Annotated in this window: 27 protein-coding genes; 10 read left to right on the forward strand and 17 right to left on the reverse strand. The window is 66.7% G+C overall.

What is annotated here, in order from left to right:
- Window positions 1–5: 5 nt before the first annotated feature.
- Window positions 6–470, reverse strand: coding sequence for an Lrp/AsnC family transcriptional regulator (locus ACFJGT_RS16325; RefSeq protein ID WP_199085706.1), 465 nt, complete (start codon window positions 468–470; stop codon window positions 6–8).
- An 82-nt stretch (window positions 471–552) separates the two neighbouring features.
- Between ACFJGT_RS16325 and ACFJGT_RS16330 the strand changes: the two genes are divergently transcribed.
- From ACFJGT_RS16330 to ACFJGT_RS16340, 3 genes are all read left to right on the forward strand, one after another.
- Entirely contained in the window at window positions 553–1,542 is a 990-nt protein-coding gene (locus tag ACFJGT_RS16330) for a mitochondrial fission ELM1 family protein (protein WP_377839454.1), read from the forward strand.
- Between the two features lie 87 nt (window positions 1,543–1,629).
- Window positions 1,630–2,595 carry a thioredoxin-disulfide reductase gene (gene trxB, locus ACFJGT_RS16335; RefSeq protein ID WP_377839460.1) on the forward strand — a complete coding sequence of 322 codons (966 nt, stop codon included), beginning with the start codon at window positions 1,630–1,632 and terminating at the stop codon, window positions 2,593–2,595.
- 145 nt (window positions 2,596–2,740) lie between these two features.
- Window positions 2,741–3,631 (forward strand): LysR family transcriptional regulator, encoded by an 891-nt coding sequence (locus ACFJGT_RS16340; RefSeq protein WP_079591033.1) that lies wholly within the window; start codon window positions 2,741–2,743, stop codon window positions 3,629–3,631.
- A 542-nt stretch (window positions 3,632–4,173) separates the two neighbouring features.
- On the opposite strand, the gene ACFJGT_RS16345 is transcribed toward ACFJGT_RS16340, so the two are convergent.
- The 7 genes from ACFJGT_RS16345 to ACFJGT_RS16375 all read right to left on the reverse strand — a co-directional run bounded on the left by ACFJGT_RS16345 (window position 4,174) and on the right by ACFJGT_RS16375 (window position 11,527).
- Window positions 4,174–4,725 (reverse strand): NADPH-dependent FMN reductase, encoded by a 552-nt coding sequence (locus ACFJGT_RS16345; RefSeq protein ID WP_377839476.1) that lies wholly within the window; start codon window positions 4,723–4,725, stop codon window positions 4,174–4,176.
- Window positions 4,726–4,847: 122 nt separating this feature from the next.
- Entirely contained in the window at window positions 4,848–5,423 is a 576-nt protein-coding gene (locus ACFJGT_RS16350) for a methylated-DNA--[protein]-cysteine S-methyltransferase (protein ID WP_199085664.1), read from the reverse strand.
- An 89-nt stretch (window positions 5,424–5,512) separates the two neighbouring features.
- Window positions 5,513–6,469: a protein-methionine-sulfoxide reductase catalytic subunit MsrP gene (msrP, locus tag ACFJGT_RS16355; protein WP_377839487.1), complete on the reverse strand. Its 957-nt coding sequence runs from the start codon at window positions 6,467–6,469 to the stop codon at window positions 5,513–5,515.
- A gap of 176 nt (window positions 6,470–6,645) precedes the next feature.
- On the reverse strand, window positions 6,646–7,755 hold the full coding sequence (leuB, locus tag ACFJGT_RS16360) for a 3-isopropylmalate dehydrogenase (protein ID WP_377839494.1): 1,110 nt from the start codon (window positions 7,753–7,755) through the stop codon (window positions 6,646–6,648).
- A 143-nt stretch (window positions 7,756–7,898) separates the two neighbouring features.
- On the reverse strand, window positions 7,899–9,488 hold the full coding sequence (locus tag ACFJGT_RS16365) for an ABC transporter substrate-binding protein (protein WP_377839497.1): 1,590 nt from the start codon (window positions 9,486–9,488) through the stop codon (window positions 7,899–7,901).
- Between the two features lie 91 nt (window positions 9,489–9,579).
- Complete coding sequence (locus ACFJGT_RS16370; RefSeq protein WP_377839499.1) at window positions 9,580–9,966, reverse strand: RidA family protein; 387 nt, start codon at window positions 9,964–9,966, stop codon at window positions 9,580–9,582.
- A gap of 376 nt (window positions 9,967–10,342) precedes the next feature.
- A complete protein-coding gene (locus tag ACFJGT_RS16375; protein ID WP_377839502.1) occupies window positions 10,343–11,527 on the reverse strand; it encodes a lytic murein transglycosylase in 1,185 nt (394 codons plus the stop codon).
- A gap of 134 nt (window positions 11,528–11,661) precedes the next feature.
- Between ACFJGT_RS16375 and ACFJGT_RS16380 the strand changes: the two genes are divergently transcribed.
- The 3 genes from ACFJGT_RS16380 to ACFJGT_RS16390 are packed head-to-tail and all read left to right on the forward strand — an operon-like array spanning window position 11,662 to window position 12,669.
- Entirely contained in the window at window positions 11,662–11,922 is a 261-nt protein-coding gene (locus ACFJGT_RS16380) for a SemiSWEET family sugar transporter (protein WP_377839505.1), read from the forward strand.
- A 49-nt stretch (window positions 11,923–11,971) separates the two neighbouring features.
- Window positions 11,972–12,328: a DMT family protein gene (locus ACFJGT_RS16385; RefSeq protein WP_377839508.1), complete on the forward strand. Its 357-nt coding sequence runs from the start codon at window positions 11,972–11,974 to the stop codon at window positions 12,326–12,328.
- 38 nt (window positions 12,329–12,366) lie between these two features.
- Window positions 12,367–12,669, forward strand: a complete 303-nt coding sequence (locus tag ACFJGT_RS16390; protein ID WP_377839511.1) for a hypothetical protein — start codon at window positions 12,367–12,369, stop codon at window positions 12,667–12,669.
- A 7-nt stretch (window positions 12,670–12,676) separates the two neighbouring features.
- Here ACFJGT_RS16390 and ACFJGT_RS16395 read toward each other — a convergent pair whose 3' ends face one another.
- The 3 genes from ACFJGT_RS16395 to ACFJGT_RS16405 all read right to left on the reverse strand — a co-directional run bounded on the left by ACFJGT_RS16395 (window position 12,677) and on the right by ACFJGT_RS16405 (window position 15,554).
- On the reverse strand, window positions 12,677–13,810 hold the full coding sequence (locus ACFJGT_RS16395) for a PQQ-dependent sugar dehydrogenase (protein ID WP_377839514.1): 1,134 nt from the start codon (window positions 13,808–13,810) through the stop codon (window positions 12,677–12,679).
- A gap of 157 nt (window positions 13,811–13,967) precedes the next feature.
- Window positions 13,968–14,942 carry a Bug family tripartite tricarboxylate transporter substrate binding protein gene (locus tag ACFJGT_RS16400; RefSeq protein WP_377839516.1) on the reverse strand — a complete coding sequence of 325 codons (975 nt, stop codon included), beginning with the start codon at window positions 14,940–14,942 and terminating at the stop codon, window positions 13,968–13,970.
- Between the two features lie 132 nt (window positions 14,943–15,074).
- Window positions 15,075–15,554, reverse strand: coding sequence for a YaiI/YqxD family protein (locus ACFJGT_RS16405; RefSeq protein WP_377839519.1), 480 nt, complete (start codon window positions 15,552–15,554; stop codon window positions 15,075–15,077).
- Window positions 15,555–15,719: 165 nt separating this feature from the next.
- On the opposite strand from ACFJGT_RS16405, the gene ACFJGT_RS16410 reads away from it, so the two are divergent.
- Complete coding sequence (locus tag ACFJGT_RS16410) at window positions 15,720–16,922, forward strand: pyridoxal phosphate-dependent aminotransferase (protein ID WP_293800625.1); 1,203 nt, start codon at window positions 15,720–15,722, stop codon at window positions 16,920–16,922.
- Window positions 16,923–16,975: 53 nt separating this feature from the next.
- Complete coding sequence (locus tag ACFJGT_RS16415) at window positions 16,976–17,350, forward strand: rhodanese-like domain-containing protein (protein WP_377839524.1); 375 nt, start codon at window positions 16,976–16,978, stop codon at window positions 17,348–17,350.
- Between the two features lie 113 nt (window positions 17,351–17,463).
- Here ACFJGT_RS16415 and trmD read toward each other — a convergent pair whose 3' ends face one another.
- The 6 genes from trmD to ffh all read right to left on the reverse strand — a co-directional run bounded on the left by trmD (window position 17,464) and on the right by ffh (window position 22,074).
- Window positions 17,464–18,159 (reverse strand): tRNA (guanosine(37)-N1)-methyltransferase TrmD, encoded by a 696-nt coding sequence (gene trmD, locus ACFJGT_RS16420; protein ID WP_377839529.1) that lies wholly within the window; start codon window positions 18,157–18,159, stop codon window positions 17,464–17,466.
- Between the two features lie 153 nt (window positions 18,160–18,312).
- Window positions 18,313–18,984, reverse strand: a complete 672-nt coding sequence (locus ACFJGT_RS16425) for an HAD family hydrolase (RefSeq protein WP_377839533.1) — start codon at window positions 18,982–18,984, stop codon at window positions 18,313–18,315.
- A complete protein-coding gene (gene rimM, locus ACFJGT_RS16430; RefSeq protein WP_377839536.1) occupies window positions 18,971–19,492 on the reverse strand; it encodes a ribosome maturation factor RimM in 522 nt (173 codons plus the stop codon). The genes ACFJGT_RS16425 and rimM overlap by 14 nt, the downstream gene beginning before the upstream one ends.
- A gap of 99 nt (window positions 19,493–19,591) precedes the next feature.
- Complete coding sequence (rpsP, locus tag ACFJGT_RS16435) at window positions 19,592–19,960, reverse strand: 30S ribosomal protein S16 (protein WP_377839539.1); 369 nt, start codon at window positions 19,958–19,960, stop codon at window positions 19,592–19,594.
- 30 nt (window positions 19,961–19,990) lie between these two features.
- Complete coding sequence (locus ACFJGT_RS16440) at window positions 19,991–20,506, reverse strand: GNAT family N-acetyltransferase (protein ID WP_377839544.1); 516 nt, start codon at window positions 20,504–20,506, stop codon at window positions 19,991–19,993.
- The gene (ffh, locus tag ACFJGT_RS16445; RefSeq protein WP_377839549.1) at window positions 20,503–22,074 is read right to left on the reverse strand and encodes a signal recognition particle protein; all 1,572 of its coding nucleotides are present in this window, start codon (window positions 22,072–22,074) and stop codon (window positions 20,503–20,505) included. Before ffh ends, ACFJGT_RS16440 begins: the two co-directional genes overlap by 4 nt.
- 473 nt (window positions 22,075–22,547) lie before the next feature.
- Between ffh and ACFJGT_RS16450 the strand changes: the two genes are divergently transcribed.
- Window positions 22,548–23,105: a CAP domain-containing protein gene (locus tag ACFJGT_RS16450; RefSeq protein WP_377839551.1), complete on the forward strand. Its 558-nt coding sequence runs from the start codon at window positions 22,548–22,550 to the stop codon at window positions 23,103–23,105.
- 135 nt (window positions 23,106–23,240) lie between these two features.
- Complete coding sequence (locus tag ACFJGT_RS16455; RefSeq protein WP_377839553.1) at window positions 23,241–23,609, forward strand: hypothetical protein; 369 nt, start codon at window positions 23,241–23,243, stop codon at window positions 23,607–23,609.
- Window positions 23,610–23,653: the final 44 nt, after the last annotated feature.

Below are 23,653 nucleotides of genomic sequence, written 5' to 3' on the forward strand. Positions count from 1 at the left end.
CCGGTTCAGCCGAAGGGAACGATCGGCTCGTCCTTGACCCGGTCGAGGGCGAGCGCGGTCCTGACGTTGCGGACATTCGGCATGGCGGTGAGCTCCGCGACGAAGTCCTGAAAGGCCTTCAGATCCGGCGCGACGCATTTCAGGGCGAAGTCGATATCGCCCGAGAGCGTCCAGCATTCGCGCACGGTCGGCCAGCCCCTCATGCGCTCCTGGAAGGCGACGAGATCGGCCTCGGCCTGGCTCGCCAGATGCACGAAGGCGAAGCAGACCACTTCGAAGCCAAGCTTACGCTCGTCGAGATCGGCATGGTAGCCGCGGATCAGGCCGGCCTCCTCCAGCGCGCGGACGCGCCGCAGGCAGGGCGGCGGCGAGATGCCGACTCGGCTGGCGAGTTCGACATTGGTCATGCGCCCATCGGCCTGGAGTTCGCGCAGGATGCGCAGGTCGATATCGTCGAGTTTGGCGCGCAACGAGTGTCCTCGCGTGAAGGTCGCGCTGGTGTAGACGGCGCGGCCAAGCGATACAAGGCGCATGCCACGAGCCCAGATAGCCATGCACGACAATCCGGAGCCGACCGTCTGGGTCCTGACCGACGGCAAGGCCGGCGACGAATTGCAATGCCTCGGCGTCGCCGAGCGACTGGGCGTCATCCCCGAAATCCGCCGGGTGAAGCCCCGCCGACCCTGGGCCTGGCTGATGCCGCGCGGACCGATCGACCCGCGCGAGGGACCGGACAGGCCGGACAGCCCGCTGAGGCCCCCTTTCCCCGACATCGCCATCGCCTCGGGCCGGCGCGCCGTCGCCTATCTGCGGGCGCTGAAGCAGGCCTCTAACGGCGCGACCTTTACCGTTTTCCTCAAGGACCCGCGCACCGGCCCCGGCAGCGCCGACCTGATCTGGGTCTCCGGCCATGACAGGCTGCGTGGCGACAATGTCCTGGTCAGCACGACCTCGCCGCATCGCCTGACGCCGGAAAAGCTCGCCACCGCCCGTGCCGCACCGCCTGCGGCCATTGCAAATTTGCGCAGCCCCCGTGTTGCGGTGCTCGTCGGCGGCGACAGCCGGCATCACCGCTTCACACAGGCCGATATCGAGCGCCTTGCCCGACAACTCGATGAACTCGCACAATCAGGCGCGAGCCTGATGGGCTCGCCGTCGCGGCGGACCTCGCCCGCGCTTGCTGCCGCCGTCGCCGCCGTCTTCGGCCGGCATGGTGGCTGGTGGTGGGACGGCACAGGCGAAAATCCCTTCCTCGCACTCCTCGCGAACGCGGATGCGGTGGTGGTCACCGCCGACTCCACCAACATGATCGGCGAGGCTGCGGCGGCGGGCGTTCCCGCACTGGTCTTCGAGCCCACGGGCGGCCATCCCAAGATCGCGGCGCTGGTCGCGGCGCTGGAACGCGAAGGCGTTGTGCATCGCTTCTGTGGACGCCTTGAAGGCCAGCCTTACGAACCGATAGACTCAACGCCGATCATAGCCGATGCGATACGGCAAGGCTGGCTGCGCCACCGGGCTGCCCTTGGGTTCACGCGCTCCTGAACCCGGCGACCCTTGTTTCGGCGCCGCGCCGGCGTATCTGACGGATCGAGGCTGCGGCTCCAAGCCCGCAGGAGAGGAACTGAGACGATGGCCCACACCCATGCCCGCGTCATGATCGTCGGCTCCGGCCCGGCCGGCTACACCGCCGCGATCTACGCCGCCCGCGCCATGATGGAACCGGTGTTGATCTCCGGCATGCAGGCCGGCGGCCAGTTGATGATCACCACCGATGTCGAGAACTATCCCGGCTTCGCCGACGTCATCCAGGGCCCCTGGTTGATGGAGCAGATGCGCGCCCAGGCCGAGCACATGGGCACGAAGATGGTCTCCGACCATATCGCCCGCGTCGACCTCTCGCAGCGCCCGTTCCGGCTCTGGGGCGATGGCGGCGAGACCTATTCCTGCGATGCGCTGATCATCGCGACCGGCGCCCAGGCCAAGTGGCTGGGCCTGCCGTCCGAGCAGGCTTTCCAGGGCTTCGGCGTCTCGGCCTGCGCCACCTGCGACGGCTTCTTCTTCCGCAACAAGGAGGTCGCGGTCGTCGGCGGCGGCAACACGGCGGTGGAAGAAGCGCTCTATCTCGCCAATCTCGCCAGCAAGGTCACCCTGATCCATCGTCGCGACAGCCTGCGGGCCGAACGCGTGATGCAGGAGCGCCTGTTCAAGCACCCGAAGATCGAGGTGATCTGGGACAGCGAGATCGCCAAGATCTGCGGCGGCACCACGCCCCCCAGCGTCACGCATCTCAGCCTGAAGAACCTCAAGACCGGCGTCGAGAGCGAGTTGAAGACCGACGGCGTCTTCATCGCCATCGGCCACAAGCCGGCGACGGAACTCTTCGTCGGCCAGCTCGCCATGAACGAATCCGGCTATCTCGATGTCGAAGCCGGCACGACCCGGACCAATGTCGCGGGCGTCTTCGCCGCCGGCGACGTCACCGACGAGCATTATCGCCAGGCCGTGACGGCCGCCGGCCTGGGCTGCATGGCCGCCCTCGATGCCGAGCGCTGGCTCGCCGCCAACGCGCTGGACCGCCGCGAAGCAGCGGAATGAAGGCTTCGACGCAACCCATCACTGACTCTGATGGGTTGCGTCACCAGATTCACGACGAATAACAGGGACTCCCTGCCACACAGGCGTTGACGCACAACGCCTTTATCCCCCATCATGCAAAAAACGCATAACGGGGAGATGCGCGGTGGATTGGGACCGCATTAGAATCTTTTATACGGTCGCGGAGTCAGGCAGCTTTACGAAAGCTGGCGATGTTCTCGGCTTGAGTCAATCGGCCGTCAGCCGCCAGATCGGCGCGCTTGAGCGGGAGCTGCGCGCGCCGCTGTTCCACCGCCATACGCGCGGCCTGATCCTGACCGAGCAAGGCGAATTGCTGTGGCGCGCCGCCCGCGAGATGACGCAGCGGCTGGAGCGCACCCGCTCGCAGCTCTCCGAGACGCGCGAGCATCCATCGGGCGAGCTCAAGGTCACGGCGACCCGCGGCTTGGGCGGCCACTGGCTGACGCCGCGCCTCTCCGAGTTCATGGATCTCTACCCCGACATCCGGGTCGAGCTCATCCTCACCGACGAGGAACTCGATCTGTCGATGCGCGAGGCCGATATCGCCATCCGCCTGCGCCAGCCGCAGCAGCCGGACCTGATCCAGCGCAAGCTCTTCACCGTGCACTTCCACGTCTACGCCTCGCCGGCCTATGTGAAGCGCTTCGGCGAGCCCAAGAGCTACGACGATCTCGACAACCACCGCATCCTGTCCTTCGGCGGCACCTCGCCGTCCTATCTGACGGCGGTGCACTGGCTCGGCACGATGGGGCGCGACCAACGCAACCCGCGGCCGATCCATCTGACGGTCAACAACATCACCGCGATGAAGCGGGCGGTGGATTCGGGCGCCGGCATCGCCGTGCTGCCGGATTACCTGATCGAGACCGGCTCCCCGCTCGTGCAGCTGATGCGCGAGACCGAGATGCCGCAGCTCGAAAGCTATCTGGTCTATCCCGAGGAAATGAAATCGGTCGCCCGCGTCCAGGTCTTCCGCGACTTCCTCATCCAGAAGGCCCAGCGCTGGACCTACTGAGGGCACCAGGCACGGCATGAAGAATCGGGCGCCTCACGGCGCCCTTTTGATTCTGGCGGTTTTGTGACCAACCCGGCATCTCGCATGCGCCAAAATCGGATCGTTCGCCTGAAAACTGTTCAGCAGCGGACAAAATTCCGGTTTCCGCAGACCCTGCAACCTCTCCGCGCAGCCCTCACCCTGCAATGAATGCATATTTCTCAATCATTTAGGCTCAAATTCACGTCATATGCCCTTGGTTCATGCAATTGATGCATGGCGGACCCAAGATATGTTGCATTGCAAAACGGCAGATCATGCCCGATATTGAACTCACGGTTGTTCGAGACGGGCTCCGCAATCTCCTCCCGGCGTTGAGTTCGTTTCAGCCGTTCCCCTCTGAGATGTTTGGCGTTTCGCCAGATGTTTCAAACTTTCAAAGCCGGCTCCCCTCGGGGACGCCGGCTCTTTTTTTGCCTGACCGCTCCCGCTGCCGGCATGCGAAACGAAAAAAGGCGCCGCCCGGAGGCGACGCCTTGATGCAAGCGCAGAGGCCGCTTCGATCAGGCGGCGAGCTTGCCGGCGATCTTCGCGAAATTGTCGACGAAGCCCTGCAGGAAGCCGCGCGTCGCCTCGTTGGTGACGTTGTTCTGGGCATCGACCAGATCGTCCTTGAAGGTGACGAAGACCTGGCCGCCGACGACGACGCCGGCGAGATTGGTCAGGATCATGCGCAATTCGTTCTGCGAGACGGCCGTGCCGACGGCGCCGCCGCTGGTGCCGGTGACGGCGACGGTCTTGCCGGCCCAGGAATTCTTGCCGTAGGGGCGCGAAGCCCAGTCGATCGCGTTCTTGAGCACGGCCGGGATCGAGCGGTTATGCTCGGGCGTGACGATCAGGATCGCGTCGGCCGCCTCGATCTCGCGCTTCAGGCGCAGCGTCGACTCGGGCCGGTTCGGCTCCAGATCCTGGTTGAACATCGGCAGGTCGTCGATCTGGACGAAACTGGCGTCGAAGGCGCCCTCGCCCAGCTTCACCAGCGCCTGGGCCAACTTGCGGTTGATCGATTCGCGGCGGTTGCTGCCCACGATGACGGCGAGCTTCAGTTTGGCCATGGTATTCCCCAGTGAGGGTGGAAAGGCCGGCACAGTAGAGGCCGTGCCTCACGCCGCGCAAGCCGCCGCGCTGCAAGAGCGACATTGCGCGATTTCAAGCTACGCGGCGGGTTAGCAACCGCTCAGTGCCGCCCGGGCCGCGCCGCCAGCGGCAGGGCGTCGAACAGGCTGGGCTCGGCGCTGGTACGCGCCTTCTCGATAGTCAGGATGCGAAGCTTGATCTCGACGCCGCCCTCGGCCGAGAAGCCGCCGGTCTTGCCGCCGGCCGCCAGCACGCGATGGCAGGGCACGATGATCGGCCAGGGGTTCTGGCCGAGCGCGACGCCGACCGCCCGCGCCGCGCCGGGATCGCCGATGCGCTGGGCAACCTCGCCATAGGTCAGGGTCTCGCCATGCGGGATGGCAAGCGCGACCTCGTAGACCTTGCGATTGAACGCGGAGACGCTCTCCAGCGCCACCGGCAGATGCGACAGGTCGCGCTTCTCGCCGTCGAACAGCGCGCGAATGCCGGTCACCGCCTCAGCGACGAAGCCTTCGGCCTCCGTCTCATCGGCCTCGGGAAATCGCCGCTCCAGGCGCTTGCGGGCTGCGGCCTCGTCGCGCTCGGGCAGTTGCGCGCCGATGAAGCGCTCGCCTTCCCAGACCACGGCGCAGGGGCCGATGGTGGTCTCGAACAGATGGAAATGCTGGTTGGCCATGCTCGACCCGTGTCGTTCCGGCTTGGGATGACATGAGGTCTAGCACGGCAGCGGCAGGAGACGGCACCCGAAACCTGCCTCGCCCTGCCTCACATGAAGAGCTTCTCGCTCTCCAGCCCCTTGTAGAGCCCGGCGACCTGCTCGCCATAGCCGTTATAGATCAGCGTCGGGCGCCGATCGCGCGAGCCCAGGACCTGCTCGCTCGCCTGGCTCCAGCGCGGATGCGGCACGGCCGGGTTCACATTGGCCCAGAAGCCGTATTCCGAGGCCTGCAGGCCCTCCCAGAAGGTCTTCGGCCGCTCGGCGACGAAGCTGATCTTGCGGATCGATTTCACCGACTTGAAGCCGTATTTCCACGGCGTGATCAGGCGGATCGGCGCGCCGTGCTGCGTCGGCAGCGGCTTGCCGTAGATGCCGGTGACGAGCAAGGGGAGCTCGTTCGTCGCCTCGGCGATGGTCAGCCCTTCCGTATAGGGCCAGGGATACCAGCGCTGGCTCTGCCCCGGCGCGACGCGCGGGTTCATGAAAGTCTCGAAGCGGATGTATTTCGCGCCCGAGAGCGGCTTCGCCAGCGCGACGAAGGAGGCGAGCGGGATGCCCGTCCACGGCACGGCCATCGCCCAGGCCTCGACGCAGCGGAAGCGATAGAGCCGCTCCTCGATCGGCAGCTTGCGGATGAGGTCATCGAAGCCGATCTCGAAAGGCTTCTCGACGAGACCCTCGACCTGGATGGTCCAGGGCCGCGTGGCGAGACGCTTCGAGGCATCGACGATGTCCTTCGACATGCCGAACTCGTAGAAATTGTTGTAGTTCGCCGCGTCCTCTTCCGCCGTCTGCGGCACGCCCAGCACATAGGCCGCGTTGCGCTTGGCGGGATAGAGATCGAGCGTTGGATCGGCGCCCTGCGCCGTCGCGATGCCGGGTAGCGCAGCGCCTGCGATCAACCCGGCACCCGCGGCCATCAACTGGCGGCGATTGAGGAACACGCTCTCGGGCGTGGCCTGGCTTTCCGGCATTTCCCAGCCGGCAAGGCGCTTGATCAGCATGACGGACATACTCCGTTTCGTTGGCGGTTGTTAGGCCACGAAAGCGGGGTCACGGCAATTCACGAGGGAGAGAGATATTCTTCGACCGTCATGCTCGGGCTTGACCCGAGCATCTCTTTCCGAACTGAGCTGGTTTCCGAGATGGCCGGGTCAAGCCCGGCCATGACGGTTGACGATCAGCCCCGCGCTTCCAACGCCCCAATGATCGCCGCGCCCATCTCGCTGGTCGAGACCGCGTTGGCGCCGGGGGCCGCGATATCCTTGGTGCGGGTGCCGGAGCCCAGCACGTCCGCGATCGCGCCTTCGAGACGGTCCGCCGCCTCGCCCGCGCCGAACGAGTAGCGCAGCGCCATGGCAAACGAGCCTATCATCGCGATCGGATTGGCGAGGCCCTTGCCGGCGATATCCGGCGCCGAGCCGTGGACGGGCTCGTAGAGCGCCTTGCGCTTGCCAGTCGCCGGGTCCTCGGCGCCGAGCGAAGCGGAGGGCAGCATGCCGAGCGAGCCGGTCAGCATCGCCGCGACGTCCGACAGGATATCGCCGAACAGGTTGTCGCAGACGATGACGTCGTACTGCTTCGGCCAGCGCACGAGCTGCATGGCGCAGTTGTCGGCCAGCACGTGCTCGAGTTCGACGTCCTTGTACTCCGCCGCATGCAGCGCGGTGACCGTCTGCTTCCAGAGCACGCCGGTCTTCATGACATTGTGCTTCTCGGCCGAGGAGACCTTGTTGCGGCGGGTGCGCGCCAGCTCGAAGGCGACGCGGCAGATGCGCTCGATCTCGCCGGTCGTGTAGAGCTGGGTATCGATGCCGCGCTTCTGGCCGTCCTCCAGCGTGACGATCTCCTTCGGCTCGCCGAAATAGACGCCGCCGGTGAGCTCGCGCACGATCAGGATGTCGAGACCCTCGACGACCTCGGGCTTCAGCGAGGAGGCCGAGGCCAGCGCCGGGTAGCAGATCGCGGGGCGCAGGTTGGCGAACAGGCCGAGATCCTTGCGCAGGCGCAGCAGGCCCGCTTCCGGACGGTGCTGATAGGGCACATCCGCCCATTTGGGGCCGCCGACCGCGCCGAACAGCACGGCGTCGGCTGCCTCGGCCAGCTTCATGTCGCCTTCGGAGATCGCCTGCTTATGCGCGTCATAGGCCGCGCCGCCGACGAGGCCCTTCTCGATCTCGAAGGAACCGAGACCCTGCTTGCCGAACCAGGAGACGATCTGCTCGACCTGGGCCATCACCTCGGGGCCGATGCCGTCGCCGGGGAGCAGCAGGAGCTTGTGGGTCGCCATGGTCGTCGCCTCGCGCGCTAGATGTCGTCAGCTCGGCCGTTTTCCGGCCTCGCGGGGTGCTTAAGGTGGCAGCCCCGACGACGCAAGCGGCGGGCCTGCGAAGCCGGCGCATGGCAGGCCATGCACCGGCGCCGTGAGGCCGCTCAGGCCTTCTTCTCCATGTTCCAGAAGAACTGCGCCGGCGCGAGCACCATGCCGCTCAGGTTCCGGCGGAAGGCCATCGGCTGCTGGACGAGGCCGCAGGGAACGTAAGGAACGACCTCGAAGCCGCGCTCCTCGATCTTCGCCGCGAGTTCCTTCTGCTTGGCCTCTTCCGGCGTCGCGATCCAGGCGTCCCGGAGCTCTTCGATCCGGGCGTCCTCGGGCCAGCCGAACCAGGCCGAGCCGCCATTGGCCCGCATCAGCGGATGCAGCGCCGGATTGAGCGTGTCGGCGCAGGACCACAGCGTGTGGAACACCGACCAGCCGCCCTGGTCAGGCAGGCCGCGATTGGCACGCCGGCCGATGAAGCTCGCCCAGTCGGTCGCGACGAGTTCCGTATTGAAGCCGAGCTTCTTGAACAGGTCCTCGGTGACCATGCACTGCTGATAGGCGATCGGCTGGTCTGCCGGCGCGAGCAGGACGACCTTCTCGCCCTTGTAGCCGGCCTCCTTGAGCATGGCCTTGGCCTTGTCGAGATTGCCCGGCATGGCGGCCGCCCCGCCCGCTCCCGACGACATCGGCGAGCCCGGCGTGAAGAAGGTCTTGGCGCCGCTGTAGAACGCCTTGTCGCCGACGACGGCCTCCATGTAGTCGGTCTGGTTGACCGCGGCCATCACGGCCCGGCGGATCGCCGGATTGTTGAAGGGCGGCTGCAACTGGTTGAACCGCATCAGCAGGAACAGCCCGAGCGGCACGTTCTCGATGACGACGTCCTTGTTGCCCTTCAGCATCGGGATCAGGTCGACGGGCGGCTGCTCGTACCAGTCGAGCTCTCCTTGCATCAGGGCGCCGGCCGCGGCCGCGGCCTCGGTCAGGGCGAGCCACTCGATGCGGTCGATCCGGGCGACCTTGCCGCCGGCGGCCCAGGACGGCGCCTCCTCGCGCGGCTTGTATTTGGCGAAGCGCTCGTAGATCGCGTTCTGGCCGGGCACCCACTGCTTGTCCATGAAGCGCCACGGGCCGGAGCCGACCGCCTCCGTGATGTTCTTCATGTGGTCGGTCTGCGCGATGCGCTCCGGCATGATGAAGGGCACGTTCGACGACAGCTTGCCGAGCGCGGCCGTCATCATCGGGAACGGCTTCTTCAGGCGGATGCGGAAGCTGCGCTGGTCGACGACATCGTAACCGTCGACGAAGGTGGCGAAGGTCTGGCCGAAGGCATCGCGCTTCGACCAGCGGGCGATCGAGGCGATGCAATCCTGCGCGCGGACCGGCGTCTCGTCATGGAAGGCGAGCCCGTCGCGGAGGCGGAAGGTCCAGCTCAGTCCGTCCGGCGCGGTCTCCCACGCCTCGACCATCTGCGGCTTGATCTGGAAGTTCGCATCGGTGGCGAAGAGCGTGTCGTAGATCAGGTAGCCGTGATTGCGGATGACGTAGCTGGTGGCCGTGATCGGATCCAGCGAGGGCAAAGGCGTGGAAGGGTTGAAGCGCAGCGTCGCCGCCGCCCCCTGAGAAAAGGCCCGGTTGCCCATGAAGGCTGTTGCGGCAAGCGCTCCAGCGCCTTTGAGGACCGTGCGACGGCGGATCGACATGGCAGATCTCCCTCATTGTTAGGCAAATGCCCAAGGGGCACGCCCAAGCAAGGGATATACCAAGTGTCGGCAGCTTGTCGACAACTTGCCGTCAGGCGCGCGGCAAGCGCGCCGTCACCTCGATCTCGACCTTCATCTCCGGCTTGAGCAGCCCGGCGACGACATAGATGCCAGCGGCCGGCCTGATCTCGCGGAAGAACTCGCCGCAGACGCCCAGCACCGGCTCGCAATAGCTGCGGTCGGTGACGAAATACTGCGCCCGAACGGCCTGCGACAGCGACGACCCCGCCTCTTCCAGCACGGCACTGATCGTGCGGAAGATGTTCCGCGCCTGCGCGGCCGGGTCTTCGGGCAGGATCATGGTCGCGTAGTCGTATCCGGTCGTGCCGGAGACGAAGACGAGATCGCCGTCGATCACGGCGCGCGAATAGCCGAAATTGCGCTCGAAGGGCGAGCCGGTGGAAAGCAGGCGGCGCATGGTTTCTCCGAATGAAACACCGGTCATCCCGGGCGACCGAAGGGAGACCCGGGATCCATGCCGGAACGCGGACGATAGAGGTTCAGGCATGGATCCCGGATCGGCGCCGCTCGCGCGGCTTGTCCGGGATGACCGAGCGTTTCATACGACAAGGTGGCGCGAGGCCACCCGTTTTCTGCGAGGCGATGCGCTTTGTCATTCCGGGGCAGGCCGCAGGCCTGAACCCGGAACCCACGACCGGGCGAGGCCGCTCAGCCGTCGTCTCGAAGGAACAGTTCCAGGTGCCGCGCCCTATCGTGGATTCCGGGTTCTTCGCTTCGCGAAGCCCCGGAATGACAAGAGGGAGGCGCCTTGGTGCAGAATCGATCGCTCGCGCCTAGACCCGTCCGCCCTTGAGCGCGCGCAGCACCTTCTCGCCCGGCCGCCCGGTCTGAGGCATGCCGATCTTCGCCTCGATCTCCTTGATCGCAGCGCGTGTCAGCGAACCGACGGCGCCGTCCGGCTCGCCGACATTGTAGCCGCGCGCGGTCAGCAGGCGCTGCAGCTCGCGGCGCTGCTCGCGCGACAGCGGCAGGTCGTCGGTCGGCCAATCGCCCTGCACGCCGGGCTTCCCGCGCAGACGGTCGGACAGGAGCGAGATCGCCAGGGCGTACGAGTCGGCGCCGTTATAGCTATAGGCGGCGTCGTAGTTCTTGAAGACGAGGAAGGCCGGGCCGTTACGCCCCGCCGGCATCAGGAGCCCCGCATTGCCCGAGCCGGTCAGCGCCGAGCCGTCGTATTTGACGATGCCCCGCGCAGCCCAGCTCGAAACCGGCTGCTTCGGGTTGCGCCCGGTCGGGCCGGAATAGCCACCGGGAACACGGACCTCGTAGCCCCAGGTCGCGCCGGTGACCCAGCCGGCCTTGGCCATGAAATTCGCGGTGGAATGCAGCGCGTCGGGGATCGAATCGACGAGGTCGCGCCGCCCGTCGCCATCGCCGTCGACCGCGAGGCGCAGATAGGTCGAGGGGATGAACTGGGTGTGGCCGAAGGCGCCGGCCCAGGAGCCGAACAGCCGCTCGGGCCGCACGTCGCCGCGCTGGATGATCTGCAGCGTCGCGATCAACTCGCCCCGGAAGAAGGCGTTGCGGCGCGGCGCAAGGCAGGCGCCGGTCGAAAGCGCCTGCACCAGCGGCATCTTGCCCCGCGCCTTGCCGAAATCGCTCTCGACGCCCCAGACGGCGGCGATGGTGTGGCGGTCGACGCCGAAGCGCTGCTCCGCCGTCGCAAGGGTCGAGGCGTGCTGGCGCATCATCGCGCGCCCCTCCGCCACCTTCTCCTCGTCGACCAGCGTGCCGAGATAGTCCCAGATCGGAGTCTTGAACTCCGGCTGGTTGTTCATGGCCTCGATAACCTTCATGTCCGGCTCGACGCCGGCCATGGCCCGGTCGAAGGTCGCGCCCGAGACGCCCTTGGCCGCTGCGGCGGATTTCAGCCCGGCGAGGCAGGACTGGAAGCTGCCCTGTGCCGAGGCGGCGGAAGCGAGAAGGATGAGTGGCAAGGCCAGTGTGATTGCGCGCATGGTCTCCACCGAATCGCAGAATTCACGCAAAACTAGGGCGCTGTGGTTAAGGGAGGTTAACCATCGAGAATGGCGGCACGAAGAAGCGAATCCGGCTATGGGAGAGCCAGCATCCCTCCCGCGATTCGCCCGCCATGTCGCCAGCCGCCATCGAGCTCCTCGGCTTCGCCGCTGCCACGCTGACCAGCCTGTGCTGGTTGCCGCAGTTCTGGCGAACCATCCGCACCCGCGACACCCGCGCGATCTCGCTGTGGACGCAAGGATTGTTCGCTGCGGGCACGGCCTTGTGGCTGAGCTACGGCGTCCAGATCCTGTCCTGGCCGGTCATCGCGGCGAATGCCCTGACTCTGCTGCTCGTCCTTGCCATCATCGCCATGAAGCTGCGTTTCGGCTGAGCCGGACCGAGCTGAACCTGTCCCCGCCCCGCCAAGAAGGCTCCCCGGCATGCCCTCGCTCTCCATGGCCCATCTCCTGCCGATCGTGATGCTGTTCGGCTCGAACATCTTCATGACCTTCGCCTGGTACGGGCATCTCAGCTACAAGAGCACCGCGATCTGGCTCGCCATCCTCGCAAGCTGGATGATCGCCTTGCCCGAATACATGCTGGCCGTGCCCGCCAACCGCATTGGCTCCGCCGTCTATTCGGCCGCCGAGCTCAAGACGATGCAGGAGGTGATCACCCTCCTCGTCTTCGCCGGCTTCTCGGTGTTCTGGCTCAAGGAATCGCTGACCTGGAGCCATGCGATCGGCTTCGCCCTGATCGCGGCGGGCGCCTTCTTCATCTTTCACGCCAAGGCCTGAGCCCGCGCTTCAATTTCGTTTCGACAGGACCGACTGCCTTGCAAAAGACGGCACTGCTTCTCTGCGGCCTCATGCTCGCCCCCACCGCTGCCCTCGCCGGCCCGACCTGCAGCCCCAGCGACGACAAGGCGCGCATCCTTTCCGGCCCCTCGGCAGGCGCCGTCCATCGCGCCTGGCAAGGCGGCAAGCAGGTGGGTTATGGCTGGTCGCTCCAGGTCGAGCGCAGCGCCCATGACGCCGCCGGCACCGAGTATTATGTCGGCGACCTCTACGATCCCAATGGCAGCCTCGCCACGCGCAAGGTCTTCGTCATCGAGCGCGAGTGGGATTGCGGTCCCTGACAGGCAGCTAGCGCGCCGGCCGTACCCGCAACACCTTCCCGTTGGCATCGTCGCCGAGCAGGTAGAGGAACCCGTCCGGCCCCTGGACGACGTCGCGGATGCGCTCGCCGATATCGGTCAGAAGCCGCTCCTCGCCCGTCACCTTCTCCCCCTCGGTCGAGAGCCTGACCAGCATATGCCCGGCCAGCGCCCCGACGAAGAGCGAGTTCTTCCAGGCCGGCCAGACCGGTCCGGTATAGAAAGCGGCGCCCGAAGGTGCGATCGACGGGTCCCAGTAGAACAGCGGCTGCTCCATGCCGGGCTTCGCCGTACCTTCGCCGATCTTCGCGCCGGAATAGTCGACGCCATAGGTGATGACCGGCCAGCCATAGTTCAGCCCGGCCTTGGGCGTGTTGACCTCGTCGCCGCCGCGCGCGGCATGCTCGGCGGTCCAGAGCTGTCCGGTATCGGGATGCAGCGCCGCGCCCTGGACATTCCGATGGCCGATCGACCAGATCTCCGGCGCCCAACCGTCCTTCTTCGGGTTGTCGGTGGGCGTCGCGCCGTCCGGCCGGATACGAATGACCTTGCCGAGATGATTGGCGGGGTTCTGCGCCTGGTCGCGCTGGCTGTAGCGGTCCCCCACCGTGACGAAGAGCGCGCCCGTCCGGTCGAAGACGAGGCGTGAGCCGAAATGCAGGTTCGAGTTGATCGCCGGCATCTGCCGGAAGATCACCGCAACGGCGGTCAGTGCCGTGCCCTGCTCGTTGAGGCGGCCCCGCGCCACGCTGGTGCCGTTGCCGCCTGGGCGCGGCTCGGAGAACGAGAGATAGACGAGGCGGTTCTGCGCGAAACCGGGATCGAGCGCGATGCCGAGCAGGCCCCCCTGCCCGCGCGCCACCACGCTGGGCACCCCGTTGATCGGCCGCGACAGCTTGCCGTCGGTCTCGACCAGCCGGAGCCGGCCCGGCCGCTCGGTGACCAGCATGCGCCCGTCCCGCAGGAAGGCGAGGCCCCAGGGATTTTCGAGCCCGCTGGCGACGGTCTCGACCGTCAGCTCGCCGGCGCTGGAGGGGTAGCGCTTCTGGGCCGAGGCCGGCAGCGCCGGGCTGGCGAGCGCCAGCACCGTTCCGAGCAACCCCACCAGACCCAATCGCAGCATCACGCTCTCCTCGTTCCATCCGGCTCCTCACCGGAGATAGAGGGGCACGCCGCCGATCACCAAGCCGTTACGGCGAGTTCACGACGAAGTGAAACGATCGGCAGGATCATTCCGGCCGAAGCGATGCACCAGTCGGGATGGGTTGAGGCGATGTCGCTTATTCTGCCTTCACGCCGGCATCCGCGATGATCTGCTTCCAGGTCGCGATTTCCTGGGCGTGGTAGGGCTTGAACGCTGCGGGATCGCGCACCTTGAGCGTGAAGCCGAGCTTCAGGATCGCCTCGCGCGTTTCCGGCTTGTTCAGCGAGGCGAGGACCGCCTTGGAGAGCGTGTCGAGCACCGCATCGGGCGTCTTGACCGGGGCGAAGAAGGCCGCCCAGGAATCGGCGTCGGCATTGTTGACGCCCTGTTCGCGCAGCGTCGGGATGTCCTTGGCGCGCGGGTTGCGCTCCGGGCTCGCCAGCGCGAGCGCACGCAGCGTGCCGGCATTGATCTGCTCCAGCACGCTCGGCAGCGTCGAATTGGCGATGTCGATGCGGTCGGCGATGATCTCCTGCACCAGCGGCGCCGCTCCCCTGAAGGGCACGTGCGTCATCTTGATGCCGGTGCGCTGCATGAACAGCTCCATCGCCAGATGCGAGCCGGAGCCGACGCCGGTCGAGCCGTAATTGAGCTTGCCCGGATCGGCCTTGGCGAGCGCGATCAGCTCCTGGATGTTCTTTGCCGGCAGGCCGTTGCGCACGACAAAGGCGTGCTCGAAGGCGCCGACGCCGGCGAGCGGCGCGAAATCCTTGACCGCGTCGTAGCCCGGCTCCTTCAGCAGGAACATGTTGTTGCCATGCGTCTGGTTGTTGCCAAAGACGATGGTGTAGCCGTCGGCCGGCCCATGGGCGACGGCGCGCGTGCCGACCGCGCCCGAGGCCCCGGCCCGGTTGTCGACCACGACGTTATGCCCGAAGGCGACCGTGAGATCCTGCGCCACGAACCGCGCGATCGCGTCGGTCGGTCCGCCCGCCGGATAGGGCACGACCAGCGTGACGACCTTGCTCGGGAAGCTCTGGGCCCGGACGATCGACGGAGCGAAGACAGCGCCGGCCATCAGGCCGAGCGTGGAGCGGCGGGTCAACGACATGGATTTCCTCCCGGACACCCGCCTGAATTGGCGAGCCTACTTTGCGGCGAGATTTACGGGCAAAGGCGCCATGCGTCCAGCAATGCCAAAGTCATAGCGGCCAATGCGTGGCTGGCGCGGTTCCGCCGAAAGCTACCCGCCGAAGCCCGCCCGCTTCAATCGCTGGATCGCGAGGTCGAGCGCCTGCAGGAAGGCCGAGCGGTCCTTCTGCGAGAACGGTTTCGGCCCGCCGCTGGCCGCGCCCATCGCGCGCAGGTCCTCCATCATGTCGCGCGTCGCCAGCGCCATGCCGATCGAGGCTTCGGTGAAGGGCTTGCCGGTCGGTCCGATCACGTCGGCGCCGGCCTTGATGCAGCGATCGGCCAGCGGGATGTCGGCGGTGATCACGATGGACCCGCGCCCGACCCGCTCGGCGATCCAGTCGTCGGCGGCGTCGAAATTGCCGAGCACCGTCACGCGCTCGATCCAGGGCTCGCGCGGCACGTTGAGGAAGCTGTTGGCGACGACGAAGACATGCAAGCCGTGCCGGCCGGCGACGCGATAGATCTCGTCCTTCACCGGGCAGGCGTCGGCGTCAACATAAACAGCGATGGGGCCGGTTGGGTTCGTCATGGACCGGCCTTCGCATGCCCGGAGCGCAAGGGCAAACCGCCCTGAATTCATGACGTTTCTGCCAGACATCAATCAGTTGCGCTTGCGATCATGGCGCGCGAGTCATAAACCTCGCCCGCGCCTTTTTCCGGCGCTCACCCGTCCGCCTCCCCGGAGATCAGTCCCATGGCCTTTCTTGCCGATGCCCTGAAGCGCGTGAAGCCGTCCGCGACCATCACGATCACGCAGAAGGCCCGCGACCTGAAAGCCCAGGGCAAGGACGTGATCTCGCTCTCCGTCGGCGAGCCCGATTTCGACACGCCGGACAATATCAAGGAAGCGGCGATCGCCGCGATCAAGCGCGGCGAGACCAAGTACACCCCGGTTTCCGGAATCCCGCAGCTGCGCGAGGCCGTCGCCCGCAAGTTCAAGCGCGAGAACGGCCTCGACTACAAGGCGAGCCAGACCATCGTCTCGACCGGCGGCAAGCACGTCATCTACAACGCGCTGCTCGCCACGCTGAACCCCGGCGATGAGGTCATCTGCGTCTCGCCCTACTGGGTTTCCTATCCCGAGATGGTCGCGCTTTGCGGCGGCACCCCGACCTTCGCCGAGACCTATCTCAAGAACGACTTCAAGCTGCAGCCTGAGGATCTCGAGAAGGCGATCACCCCGAAGACCAAGTGGGTGATCCTGAACTCGCCGTCGAATCCCTCGGGCGCGGCCTATAGCCATGCCGAGATGAAGAAGCTCACGGATGTGCTGATGCGCCATCCGCATGTCTGGATCCTCACCGACGACATGTACGAGCACCTCGTCTATGGCGACTTCACCTTCGTCACCCCGGCGCAGGTCGAGCCCGCCCTCTACGAGCGCACGCTGACCATGAACGGCGTCTCCAAGTCCTACGCCATGACCGGTTGGCGCATCGGCTACGCCGCCGGTCCGCAGCAGCTCATCAACGCCATGGACCTGGTCCAGGGCCAGCAGACCTCGGGCACCTCGGCGATCTCGCAATGGGCCGCGGTCGAGGCGCTCGACGGCACGCAGGAGCATATCCCGGTCTTCAAGAAGGCCTTCGAGCGTCGCCGCGACCTCGTCGTCTCCATGCTGAACCAGACCCGCGGCCTGAAATGCCCGGTGCCGGAAGGCGCGTTCTACGTCTATCCCGACTGCTCGGCCCTGATCGGCAAGACCCTGCCGAACGGCAAGAAGATCGAGACCGACGAAGACCTCGTCATGGGCCTGCTGGAGACGGAAGCCGTCGCGGCCGTGCATGGCTCGTCCTTCGGCCTCGGCCCGAACTTCCGCATCTCCTACGCCACCTCGGACGAGAAGCTGGAAGAGGCCTGCCGCCGCATCCAGCGCTTCTGCGCCGAGCTGCGCTGAGCACGATGACCAAAGGCGCCGCAACGCGCCGGATCGTTCTGGCCGGGGGCTTCATGCTCCCGGCCTCTTTCGTTTTCGGGCAATCGGCGCCGGTGCTTTCTCCGCGCGAAACCTATGAGGCGGCGCAAGCCAAGCGCATCCTGCTCGTCGATATCCGCGGAGCACAGGAATCGGCCGATACCGGCCTGCCGCAGGGCGCTCTCGCATTGGACTTCGACGCGCCGGCCTTCGAGGTCAGGATCGCCGGCTTGCGCCTCGACAATCCCGGCAAGCGCATCGCCCTGATCGACCGGACAGGCGCGCAAGCGGTCGCCGTCGTACAGAAGCTCGCCGGACGTGGCTGGCGCGATCTAGCGGCCGTGCGCGGCGGCATGCTCGGACCCGGCGGCTGGCTGGCCGAGAAGCTGCCGGTGACGGCCTATCCGTAACCACCGCCGTCATGCTCGGGCTTGACCCGAGCATCTCATGCAGAAAGAGGCGCCTTCTTCGGGAAGAGATTCTCGGGTCTGCGCTGCGCTCCGCCCGAGAATGGCGGCAGGTCTCAGTCCTCGCCGCGCCCCTTCAGCAGGTCCGGCCTTCTCTCTCGCGTAATCCGCTCCGCCTCCGCCCGCCGCCATTTCGCGATGCGAGCATGGTCGCCGGAGAGCAGCGCCTCGGGCAGCCCCCTGCCCTCCCATTCGCGCGGGCGGGTATAATGCGGATATTCGAGCAAGCCGTTCTCGAAGCTCTCGTCCTCGCCGGACGCGACCTTGCCCATCACGCCGGGGATGAGGCGCACGCAGGCATCGAGCAGCGTCAGCGCCGCCATCTCGCCACCGGAGAGGATATAGTCGCCGATCGAGACCTCGATCAGGTTGCGCCCCTCGATCACCCGCTCGTCGACACCCTCGAAGCGCCCGCAGACGATGACGAGGCCGGGCCCCTCAGCCCAGTCGCGGACCTGCTCCTGCTTGAGCGAGCGTCCGCGCGGCGACATCAGCAGGCGCGGACGCGCGTCATCCGCTGGCACGGCCGCATCGATCGCCGCCGCCAGCACGTCGCAGCGCAGCACCATGCCGGCGCCGCCACCGGCCGGATTGTCGTCGACATTGCGATGGCGGCCGATGCCGTGCTCGCGGATCTGATGGGTATCGAGCGACCACAGTTCCTTGCGCAGCCCCTCACCGGCCAGCGAGATGCCGAGCGGCCCGGGAAACATCTCCGGATAGAGCGTCAGGATCGAGGCGCGGAAGGACATGGACAACCTTGGCGTCAGGCAATTGCTCCCGGTCGGTCATCCCGGGCGACCGAAGGGGAGACCCGGGATCCATGCCGGAACGGTTCAGGCATGGATCCCGGATCGGCGCCGCTTCGCGGCTTGTCCGGGATGACCCGCGGGTGAAAAGGCGAACTAACTGAAGCGCAGCGCAGGCAGCCCGTCCAGCCCCGTGAAATCCGGAGCCGAAGCGATCAGGTTGTCGTAGCCCGCGAAGCCCTCGGGGCCGAGCATGGTGAGCAGCGCCACGGCCCGCATGCCGGCGCGGCGCGCCGCCTCGACGCCGAGCGGCGCATCCTCGAAGACGATGCAATCGGCGGGATCGACCTTCATCCGCTCGGCCGCGGCGAGGAACATGTCGGGATGCGGCTTGCCGCGAAAACCCTGGCTCGGCGAGACGATCGTCGCGAAGCGCTGGCGCAGGCCGAGCGTATCCAGCACGACCTCGATATTGGCCGGCGGCGCCGCCGTCCCGACGGCCATCGGCACGCCGGCCGCCTCGGCCCGCGCGATGAGGTCGAGAAAGCCGGGGGTCGCGGCGACATGCGGCAGATAGGCCTCCCGGTAGAGCGCTTCCTTCGCGTCGCTCATCGCGTCGAGCTCGGCCACGGCGGCTTCCGGGAAATAGGAGGAGATGATCTCGTTGCCGGCCATGCCGGCCGTGCGCGCCGCGAAAGTGCTGCGGTCGAAGGGCAGCTTGTTGCTGACGTGCCAGCTCTCCCAGGCATCGTCATGGAAGCGCATATTGTCGACGATGGTGCCGTCCATGTCGAAGATCAGGGCGCGGGCAGGCTTATGGCTTGTCATCGTCGGGCTCGAACAATCCCAAGGGGGGCTCGGCCTCGATCCGGCGCGCGGCGATGTCGATGCGCGGCGCGAAGGCCTTGGTGAAAGGCATCAGGACGTAGCGCCCGTCCGGCGTCTTGATATCGAGCAGGTCGCCGGCCCCGTAATTCTCGACCATGGTGACGGTGCCGAGCACCGCGCCATCCAGCCCGACCACGCTGCAGCCGATCAGGTCGGCATGCAGAAATTCGTCTTCATCCGCGTCCGCCGAAAGCTTGTCGCGGGCGACGAAGAGTTCGGTCCCGTTCAGCGCCTCGGCATGCTCGCGCGTCGTCACGTCCTTGAGCCGGGCGACGACCACTTCCTTGGCCGGGCGGATATCGGTGATCTCGAAGCTGCGGCCCTTGCCGTCGGTCAGCGGGCCGTAACCGGCGATCCCGAGGGGATCGCCGGTAAAGGTCTTGATCCTGACCTCGCCGCGCACGCCATGCGGCGCGCCGACGACACCGAGCAGGACAAGGTCGCTCATGTCAGCACGTCATGCCCGGCCTTGAGCCGGGCACCTCCTTGAGAAAACACCCGGGCCGAAGCAGTGCCTCGCCCGAGACCGACGTGCGGACGATCAGGCTCACGCCTCGGCGGCTTCTTCGGCAGCCGGAGCAGTGGCCTTCTCGGCCCGCTTCTCGGCGCGCTCCTTGGCCTTCTCGCCGGGAACAGCCTTGTTCGGGTTGTTGCGGGCAGCGCGCTTGACCAGGCCGGCGGCGTCGAGGAAGCGCAGCACGCGGTCGGTCGGCTGAGCGCCCTTGGCGAGCCAGGCCTGGACCTTCTCGAGGTCGAGCACGACGCGGTCGGCGGCGTCCTTGGCCTTCATCGGATCATAGGAGCCGATCTTCTCGATGAAGCGGCCATCGCGCGGCGAGCGCGAGTCGGCGACGACGATGCGGTAGTAGGGGCGCTTCTTGGCGCCGCCGCGGGTCAGGCGAATCTTGAGGGACATGGGTCTTCTCCGGTCAGGTTTGGTTTTGGTTCAGTGTTTCGCAGGCGTGGCGGCCGGGTGCCGGTAGATGCCGACCTCGGTGCCACGGATCACGAAGGGTTTCTCGAAGCGCGCGCCGAGACGCTCGGCGACACGGATCGAGGGTCGGTTGTCGGGATGGACCAGGCTCATCAGCGTGGTCCATCCCAAGTCACGATAGGCATAGTCACGGGCGCGCAGCGCGGCCTCGGTCGCGTAGCCGCGGCCATGCTCGCCTGCGAACAGGCTCCAGCCGATCTCCGGCTCGGGCCAGCCTTCCGGCGAGAGCAGGCCGCACCAGCCGACGAGGCGGCGGTCATCCTTCGCTTCCACCGCCCAGAGGCCGTGGCCGCGCAAGGACCAATGGCCGGCCATGCTGGACAGACGGCGCCACGAATCCTCGCGGTTGCTGGCGCCGCCGACATAGCGCGTGAGTTCCTCGTTGCCGAAGAACTGCGCGAGCACGTCGAAATCGGCGGCCGTCCAGCCGCGCAGCCGCAACCGCTCTGTTTCCAGAACGGGAATCACTTCTTCTTGCCCCCGAACGGATTACCCAAGCCGGGCAGGCCGCTGCCGAGGCCCGGCAGCTTCGGCATCATGCCGGCCGGCGGGGTCACGCCCTTCGGCAGGCCGGGGAAGCCGCCCGGCGGCATCGAAGGCAGGCCGCCGCCCGCGCCGAGCTGCTTCTGCAGTTCCGCAAGCTGCGCCGGGTCCATCTTCGAGGGATCGGGCATGCCGGCCGGCAGACCGCCGCCCATCCCGAACATCGAGCCGAGCTTGCCGAGCATGCCGCCCTTCTGCTTGCTCATCATCTTCATGGCGTCGGCCATGCCGCGATGCATCTTGAGCAGCTTGTTGATCTGCTCGGCCGTGGTGCCGGAGCCGGCCGCGATGCGCTTCTTGCGGCTGTTCTTGAGCAGGTCCGGGTTCTTGCGCTCGGCCGGCGTCATCGAATCGATCGCGGCGATCATGCTCTTGAACATCTTGTCGCCGACGCCGGCATTGGCGAGCTGGGACTGCGCCTGCTTCATGCCGGGCAGCATGCCCATCACGCCGCCGATGCCGCCCATCTTCTCCATCTGCTGGAGCTGAGCACGCATGTCGGAGAGGTCGAACTGGCCCTTGGCCATGCGCTGCGCGGTGGCCTGCGCCTGCACGGCATCGATCGTCTGCGCCGCCTTCTCGACCAGCGAGACGATGTCGCCCATGCCGAGGATGCGGTTGGCGACGCGCGAGGGGTGGAATTCGTCGAGCTCGTCGACCTTTTCGCCGATACCGACGAGCTTGATCGGCTTGCCGGTGACGGCGCGCATCGAGAGCGCCGCGCCGCCGCGCGAGTCGCCGTCCATGCGGGTCAGCACGATGCCGGTGAGGCCGACGCGGGCATCGAAGGCGCGCGCCGTGTTGACCGCGTCCTGGCCGGTCAGCGCATCGGCGACGAGCAGCACTTCATGCGGGTTCGTCGCGGCCTTCACCTCGGCGACCTCGGCCATCAGCGTGTCGTCGAGCGTCACGCGGCCGGCGGTGTCGAGCATCACGACGTCGTAGCCACCGAGACGGGCGGCCTCGACCGCGCGCTTGGCGATCTGCACGGCCGACTGGCCGGCGACGATCGGCAGCGTCTGCACGCCGACCTGGGTACCCAGGATGGCGAGCTGTTCCATGGCGGCCGGGCGTCGCGTATCCAGCGACGCCATCAGCACCTTCTTCTTGTGGCGCTCGGTCAGGCGCTTGGCGATCTTGGCCGTGGAGGTGGTCTTACCCGAACCCTGCAGACCCACCATCAGGACCGGCACCGGCGGCACGGCATCGAAATTGATGCCCTCTCCCTCGCCGCCCAGCGTCTCGATCAGGACGTCGTTGACGATCTTGATGACCTGCTGACCGGGCGTGACCGACTTCAGCACCTCGGCGCCGACGGCGCGCTCGCGCACCTTCTCGGTGAAGCTGCGGACGACCTCGAGCGCGACGTCCGCCTCGAGCAGTGCGCGGCGAACCTCGCGGAGAGCCGCGTTGACGTCCTCCTCGGTCAGCGAACCCCTGCGGGTCAGCCCCGAAAGGATGCCGGAGAGCCTGTCGCTCAGCGTGCCGAACATGCGGACCTGCCTGCTTGCCTCAGGAAGCCTTCAGCGCCAGAGCCTCATCGCCAAGCGGTTTCGCGCCCGAGGGCGCAATCGCGCTGTCGGGCGTTGACCTCCGGGCTCATGAAAGCGGCTTGCGCGGCCCGGTCGGCGGATGTGGTTTCGGCGATGTCGGCGAAACGGATGGGCGTCTTAAAGCGGAAGACTGTGGCGAAAGTCAAGTTTGACGGCGATTTGCGAGCCGGCAGAGCCGCCTCTTGGCCGTCATGCTCGGGCCCGACCCGAGCATCTCCGGCCGAAAGAGGCTCCCATGCCTGACCGTTAAGAGATTCTCGGGTCAAGCCCGAGAATGACGCCCTGTCGCGTTCCGGAGCGGCGTCCTTCCACCGCATGCGATTCAACCGCCACACGAAATTGTGAGCCTTGGCCGCAGAACGGCCCTGATCTGGCGGCATCGCTGCGCTCCCCCGATTCGACAGCGATGTTTCATGAAGATTGCGACCGCCCTTCCCCTGCTGGCCCTCACCCTCTTCCTCGCCGCCTGTGCCGGCGATCCAAGGCGTGAAGGCCCGCTCGATCAGCGCATGGTCGAGAAGGTCGCCGCCGTCTCGCTCGATCCGGCTCAGGCCGGGCGCATCCTCAACGCCTACCGCGCCAGCAACGGCCTCGGCCCCGTTCGGCCCGATCCGCGCCTGATGGCGATGGCGCAGCGTCAGGCCGATGCGATGGTCAAGGCAAATTCGCTCTCGCATGATGCCGGCGGCAACTTCACCGCCCGTATCCATGCCGCCGGCATCGACAGCGCCCGGGCAGCGGAAAATCTCGGCGGCGGCTATTTCTCGGTCGAGGAGGCCTTCGAGGGCTGGCGCAAGTCGCCGGGCCACGACACCAACCTGCGGATGAAGGAAGCGACCCGCTACGGCATCGCGCTCTCCAAGGACCCGCGCACCAGCTATCGCGTCTGGTGGGCGCTGGTCGTCGCAGCCGACCCCGAGCCGCACGTGACGCTCGATGCCGGCCCGCTCGCATCGACCCAAAGGCGTTGATGAACGGAAATTCCAAGATGACAGGAACTGGTCCTTGCAGCTAGCAATTGTGATCTTTCATTGAGGATACGGACTGCAATGGCCAAATTTTCAGGAATAGCATTCGCCCTAGCCGCTCCGTTGCTGGTCGCTGGCATGACCCAGGGGCAGGCACAACCTTGCGTGACGAATTTCAGCTCCGCCGGCGTGCCGATGGTCTCGCAGATTACCTACAAGACCTGGGAGCTGACCAAGAAATCCCCCGCCGCCGTGCTGCCTATCATCACCAGGGCGATCCAGGCCGACGGCGATTTCATGGATATCCGATCCGACAAGGCGAGCGGCACGATCACCGCCGTCCAGGAAGTCACCGGCTCCGGGCGTCCGCAGCTCCTGAAGGTGACCACCCGCAAGCAACCCACGGGCACCCGCATCGACATCGCCTTCACCGTGCAGCCCGGCCAGGTGGCTCCCGAAGCTGCCGTTCGCTCAGCGCTCTGTGATTTCCTCCGCAACGCCCTCTGAACGGGTCTGAGCCGACCTCAATTCGGCTCTTTACAAACACCGGC

The sequence above is a fragment of the Allobosea sp. UC22_33 genome, from assembly GCF_042700715.1.
Classification (GTDB): Bacteria; Pseudomonadota; Alphaproteobacteria; order Rhizobiales; family Beijerinckiaceae; genus Allobosea.

Excerpts from the sequence above, each read along its gene's own strand:
- ACFJGT_RS16370 (WP_377839499.1), bottom strand. The coding sequence starts at position 9,966 with ATGCGCCGCCTGCTTTCCACCGGCTCGCCCTTCGAGCGCAATTTCGGC.
- ACFJGT_RS16425 (WP_377839533.1), bottom strand. The coding sequence starts at position 18,984 with ATGACAAGCCATAAGCCTGCCCGCGCCCTGATCTTCGACATGGACGGC.
- ACFJGT_RS16405 (WP_377839519.1), bottom strand. The coding sequence starts at position 15,554 with ATGACGAACCCAACCGGCCCCATCGCTGTTTATGTTGACGCCGACGCC.
- msrP (WP_377839487.1), bottom strand. The coding sequence starts at position 6,469 with ATGCTGATCAAGCGCCTTGCCGGCTGGGAAATGCCGGAAAGCCAGGCC.
- trxB (WP_377839460.1), top strand. The coding sequence starts at position 1,630 with ATGGCCCACACCCATGCCCGCGTCATGATCGTCGGCTCCGGCCCGGCC.
- ACFJGT_RS16365 (WP_377839497.1), bottom strand. The coding sequence starts at position 9,488 with ATGTCGATCCGCCGTCGCACGGTCCTCAAAGGCGCTGGAGCGCTTGCC.
- rpsP (WP_377839539.1), bottom strand. The coding sequence starts at position 19,960 with ATGTCCCTCAAGATTCGCCTGACCCGCGGCGGCGCCAAGAAGCGCCCC.
- ACFJGT_RS16400 (WP_377839516.1), bottom strand. The coding sequence starts at position 14,942 with ATGTCGTTGACCCGCCGCTCCACGCTCGGCCTGATGGCCGGCGCTGTC.
- ACFJGT_RS16450 (WP_377839551.1), top strand. The coding sequence starts at position 22,548 with ATGAAGATTGCGACCGCCCTTCCCCTGCTGGCCCTCACCCTCTTCCTC.
- ACFJGT_RS16375 (WP_377839502.1), bottom strand. The coding sequence starts at position 11,527 with ATGCGCGCAATCACACTGGCCTTGCCACTCATCCTTCTCGCTTCCGCC.
- ffh (WP_377839549.1), bottom strand. The coding sequence starts at position 22,074 with ATGTTCGGCACGCTGAGCGACAGGCTCTCCGGCATCCTTTCGGGGCTG.
- ACFJGT_RS16345 (WP_377839476.1), bottom strand. The coding sequence starts at position 4,725 with ATGGCCAAACTGAAGCTCGCCGTCATCGTGGGCAGCAACCGCCGCGAA.
- ACFJGT_RS16350 (WP_199085664.1), bottom strand. The coding sequence starts at position 5,423 with ATGGCCAACCAGCATTTCCATCTGTTCGAGACCACCATCGGCCCCTGC.
- ACFJGT_RS16415 (WP_377839524.1), top strand. The coding sequence starts at position 16,976 with ATGCTCCCGGCCTCTTTCGTTTTCGGGCAATCGGCGCCGGTGCTTTCT.
- ACFJGT_RS16380 (WP_377839505.1), top strand. The coding sequence starts at position 11,662 with ATGTCGCCAGCCGCCATCGAGCTCCTCGGCTTCGCCGCTGCCACGCTG.
- ACFJGT_RS16330 (WP_377839454.1), top strand. The coding sequence starts at position 553 with ATGCACGACAATCCGGAGCCGACCGTCTGGGTCCTGACCGACGGCAAG.
- ACFJGT_RS16410 (WP_293800625.1), top strand. The coding sequence starts at position 15,720 with ATGGCCTTTCTTGCCGATGCCCTGAAGCGCGTGAAGCCGTCCGCGACC.
- leuB (WP_377839494.1), bottom strand. The coding sequence starts at position 7,755 with ATGGCGACCCACAAGCTCCTGCTGCTCCCCGGCGACGGCATCGGCCCC.
- rimM (WP_377839536.1), bottom strand. The coding sequence starts at position 19,492 with ATGAGCGACCTTGTCCTGCTCGGTGTCGTCGGCGCGCCGCATGGCGTG.
- trmD (WP_377839529.1), bottom strand. The coding sequence starts at position 18,159 with ATGTCCTTCCGCGCCTCGATCCTGACGCTCTATCCGGAGATGTTTCCC.
- ACFJGT_RS16385 (WP_377839508.1), top strand. The coding sequence starts at position 11,972 with ATGCCCTCGCTCTCCATGGCCCATCTCCTGCCGATCGTGATGCTGTTC.
- ACFJGT_RS16395 (WP_377839514.1), bottom strand. The coding sequence starts at position 13,810 with ATGCTGCGATTGGGTCTGGTGGGGTTGCTCGGAACGGTGCTGGCGCTC.
- ACFJGT_RS16455 (WP_377839553.1), top strand. The coding sequence starts at position 23,241 with ATGACCCAGGGGCAGGCACAACCTTGCGTGACGAATTTCAGCTCCGCC.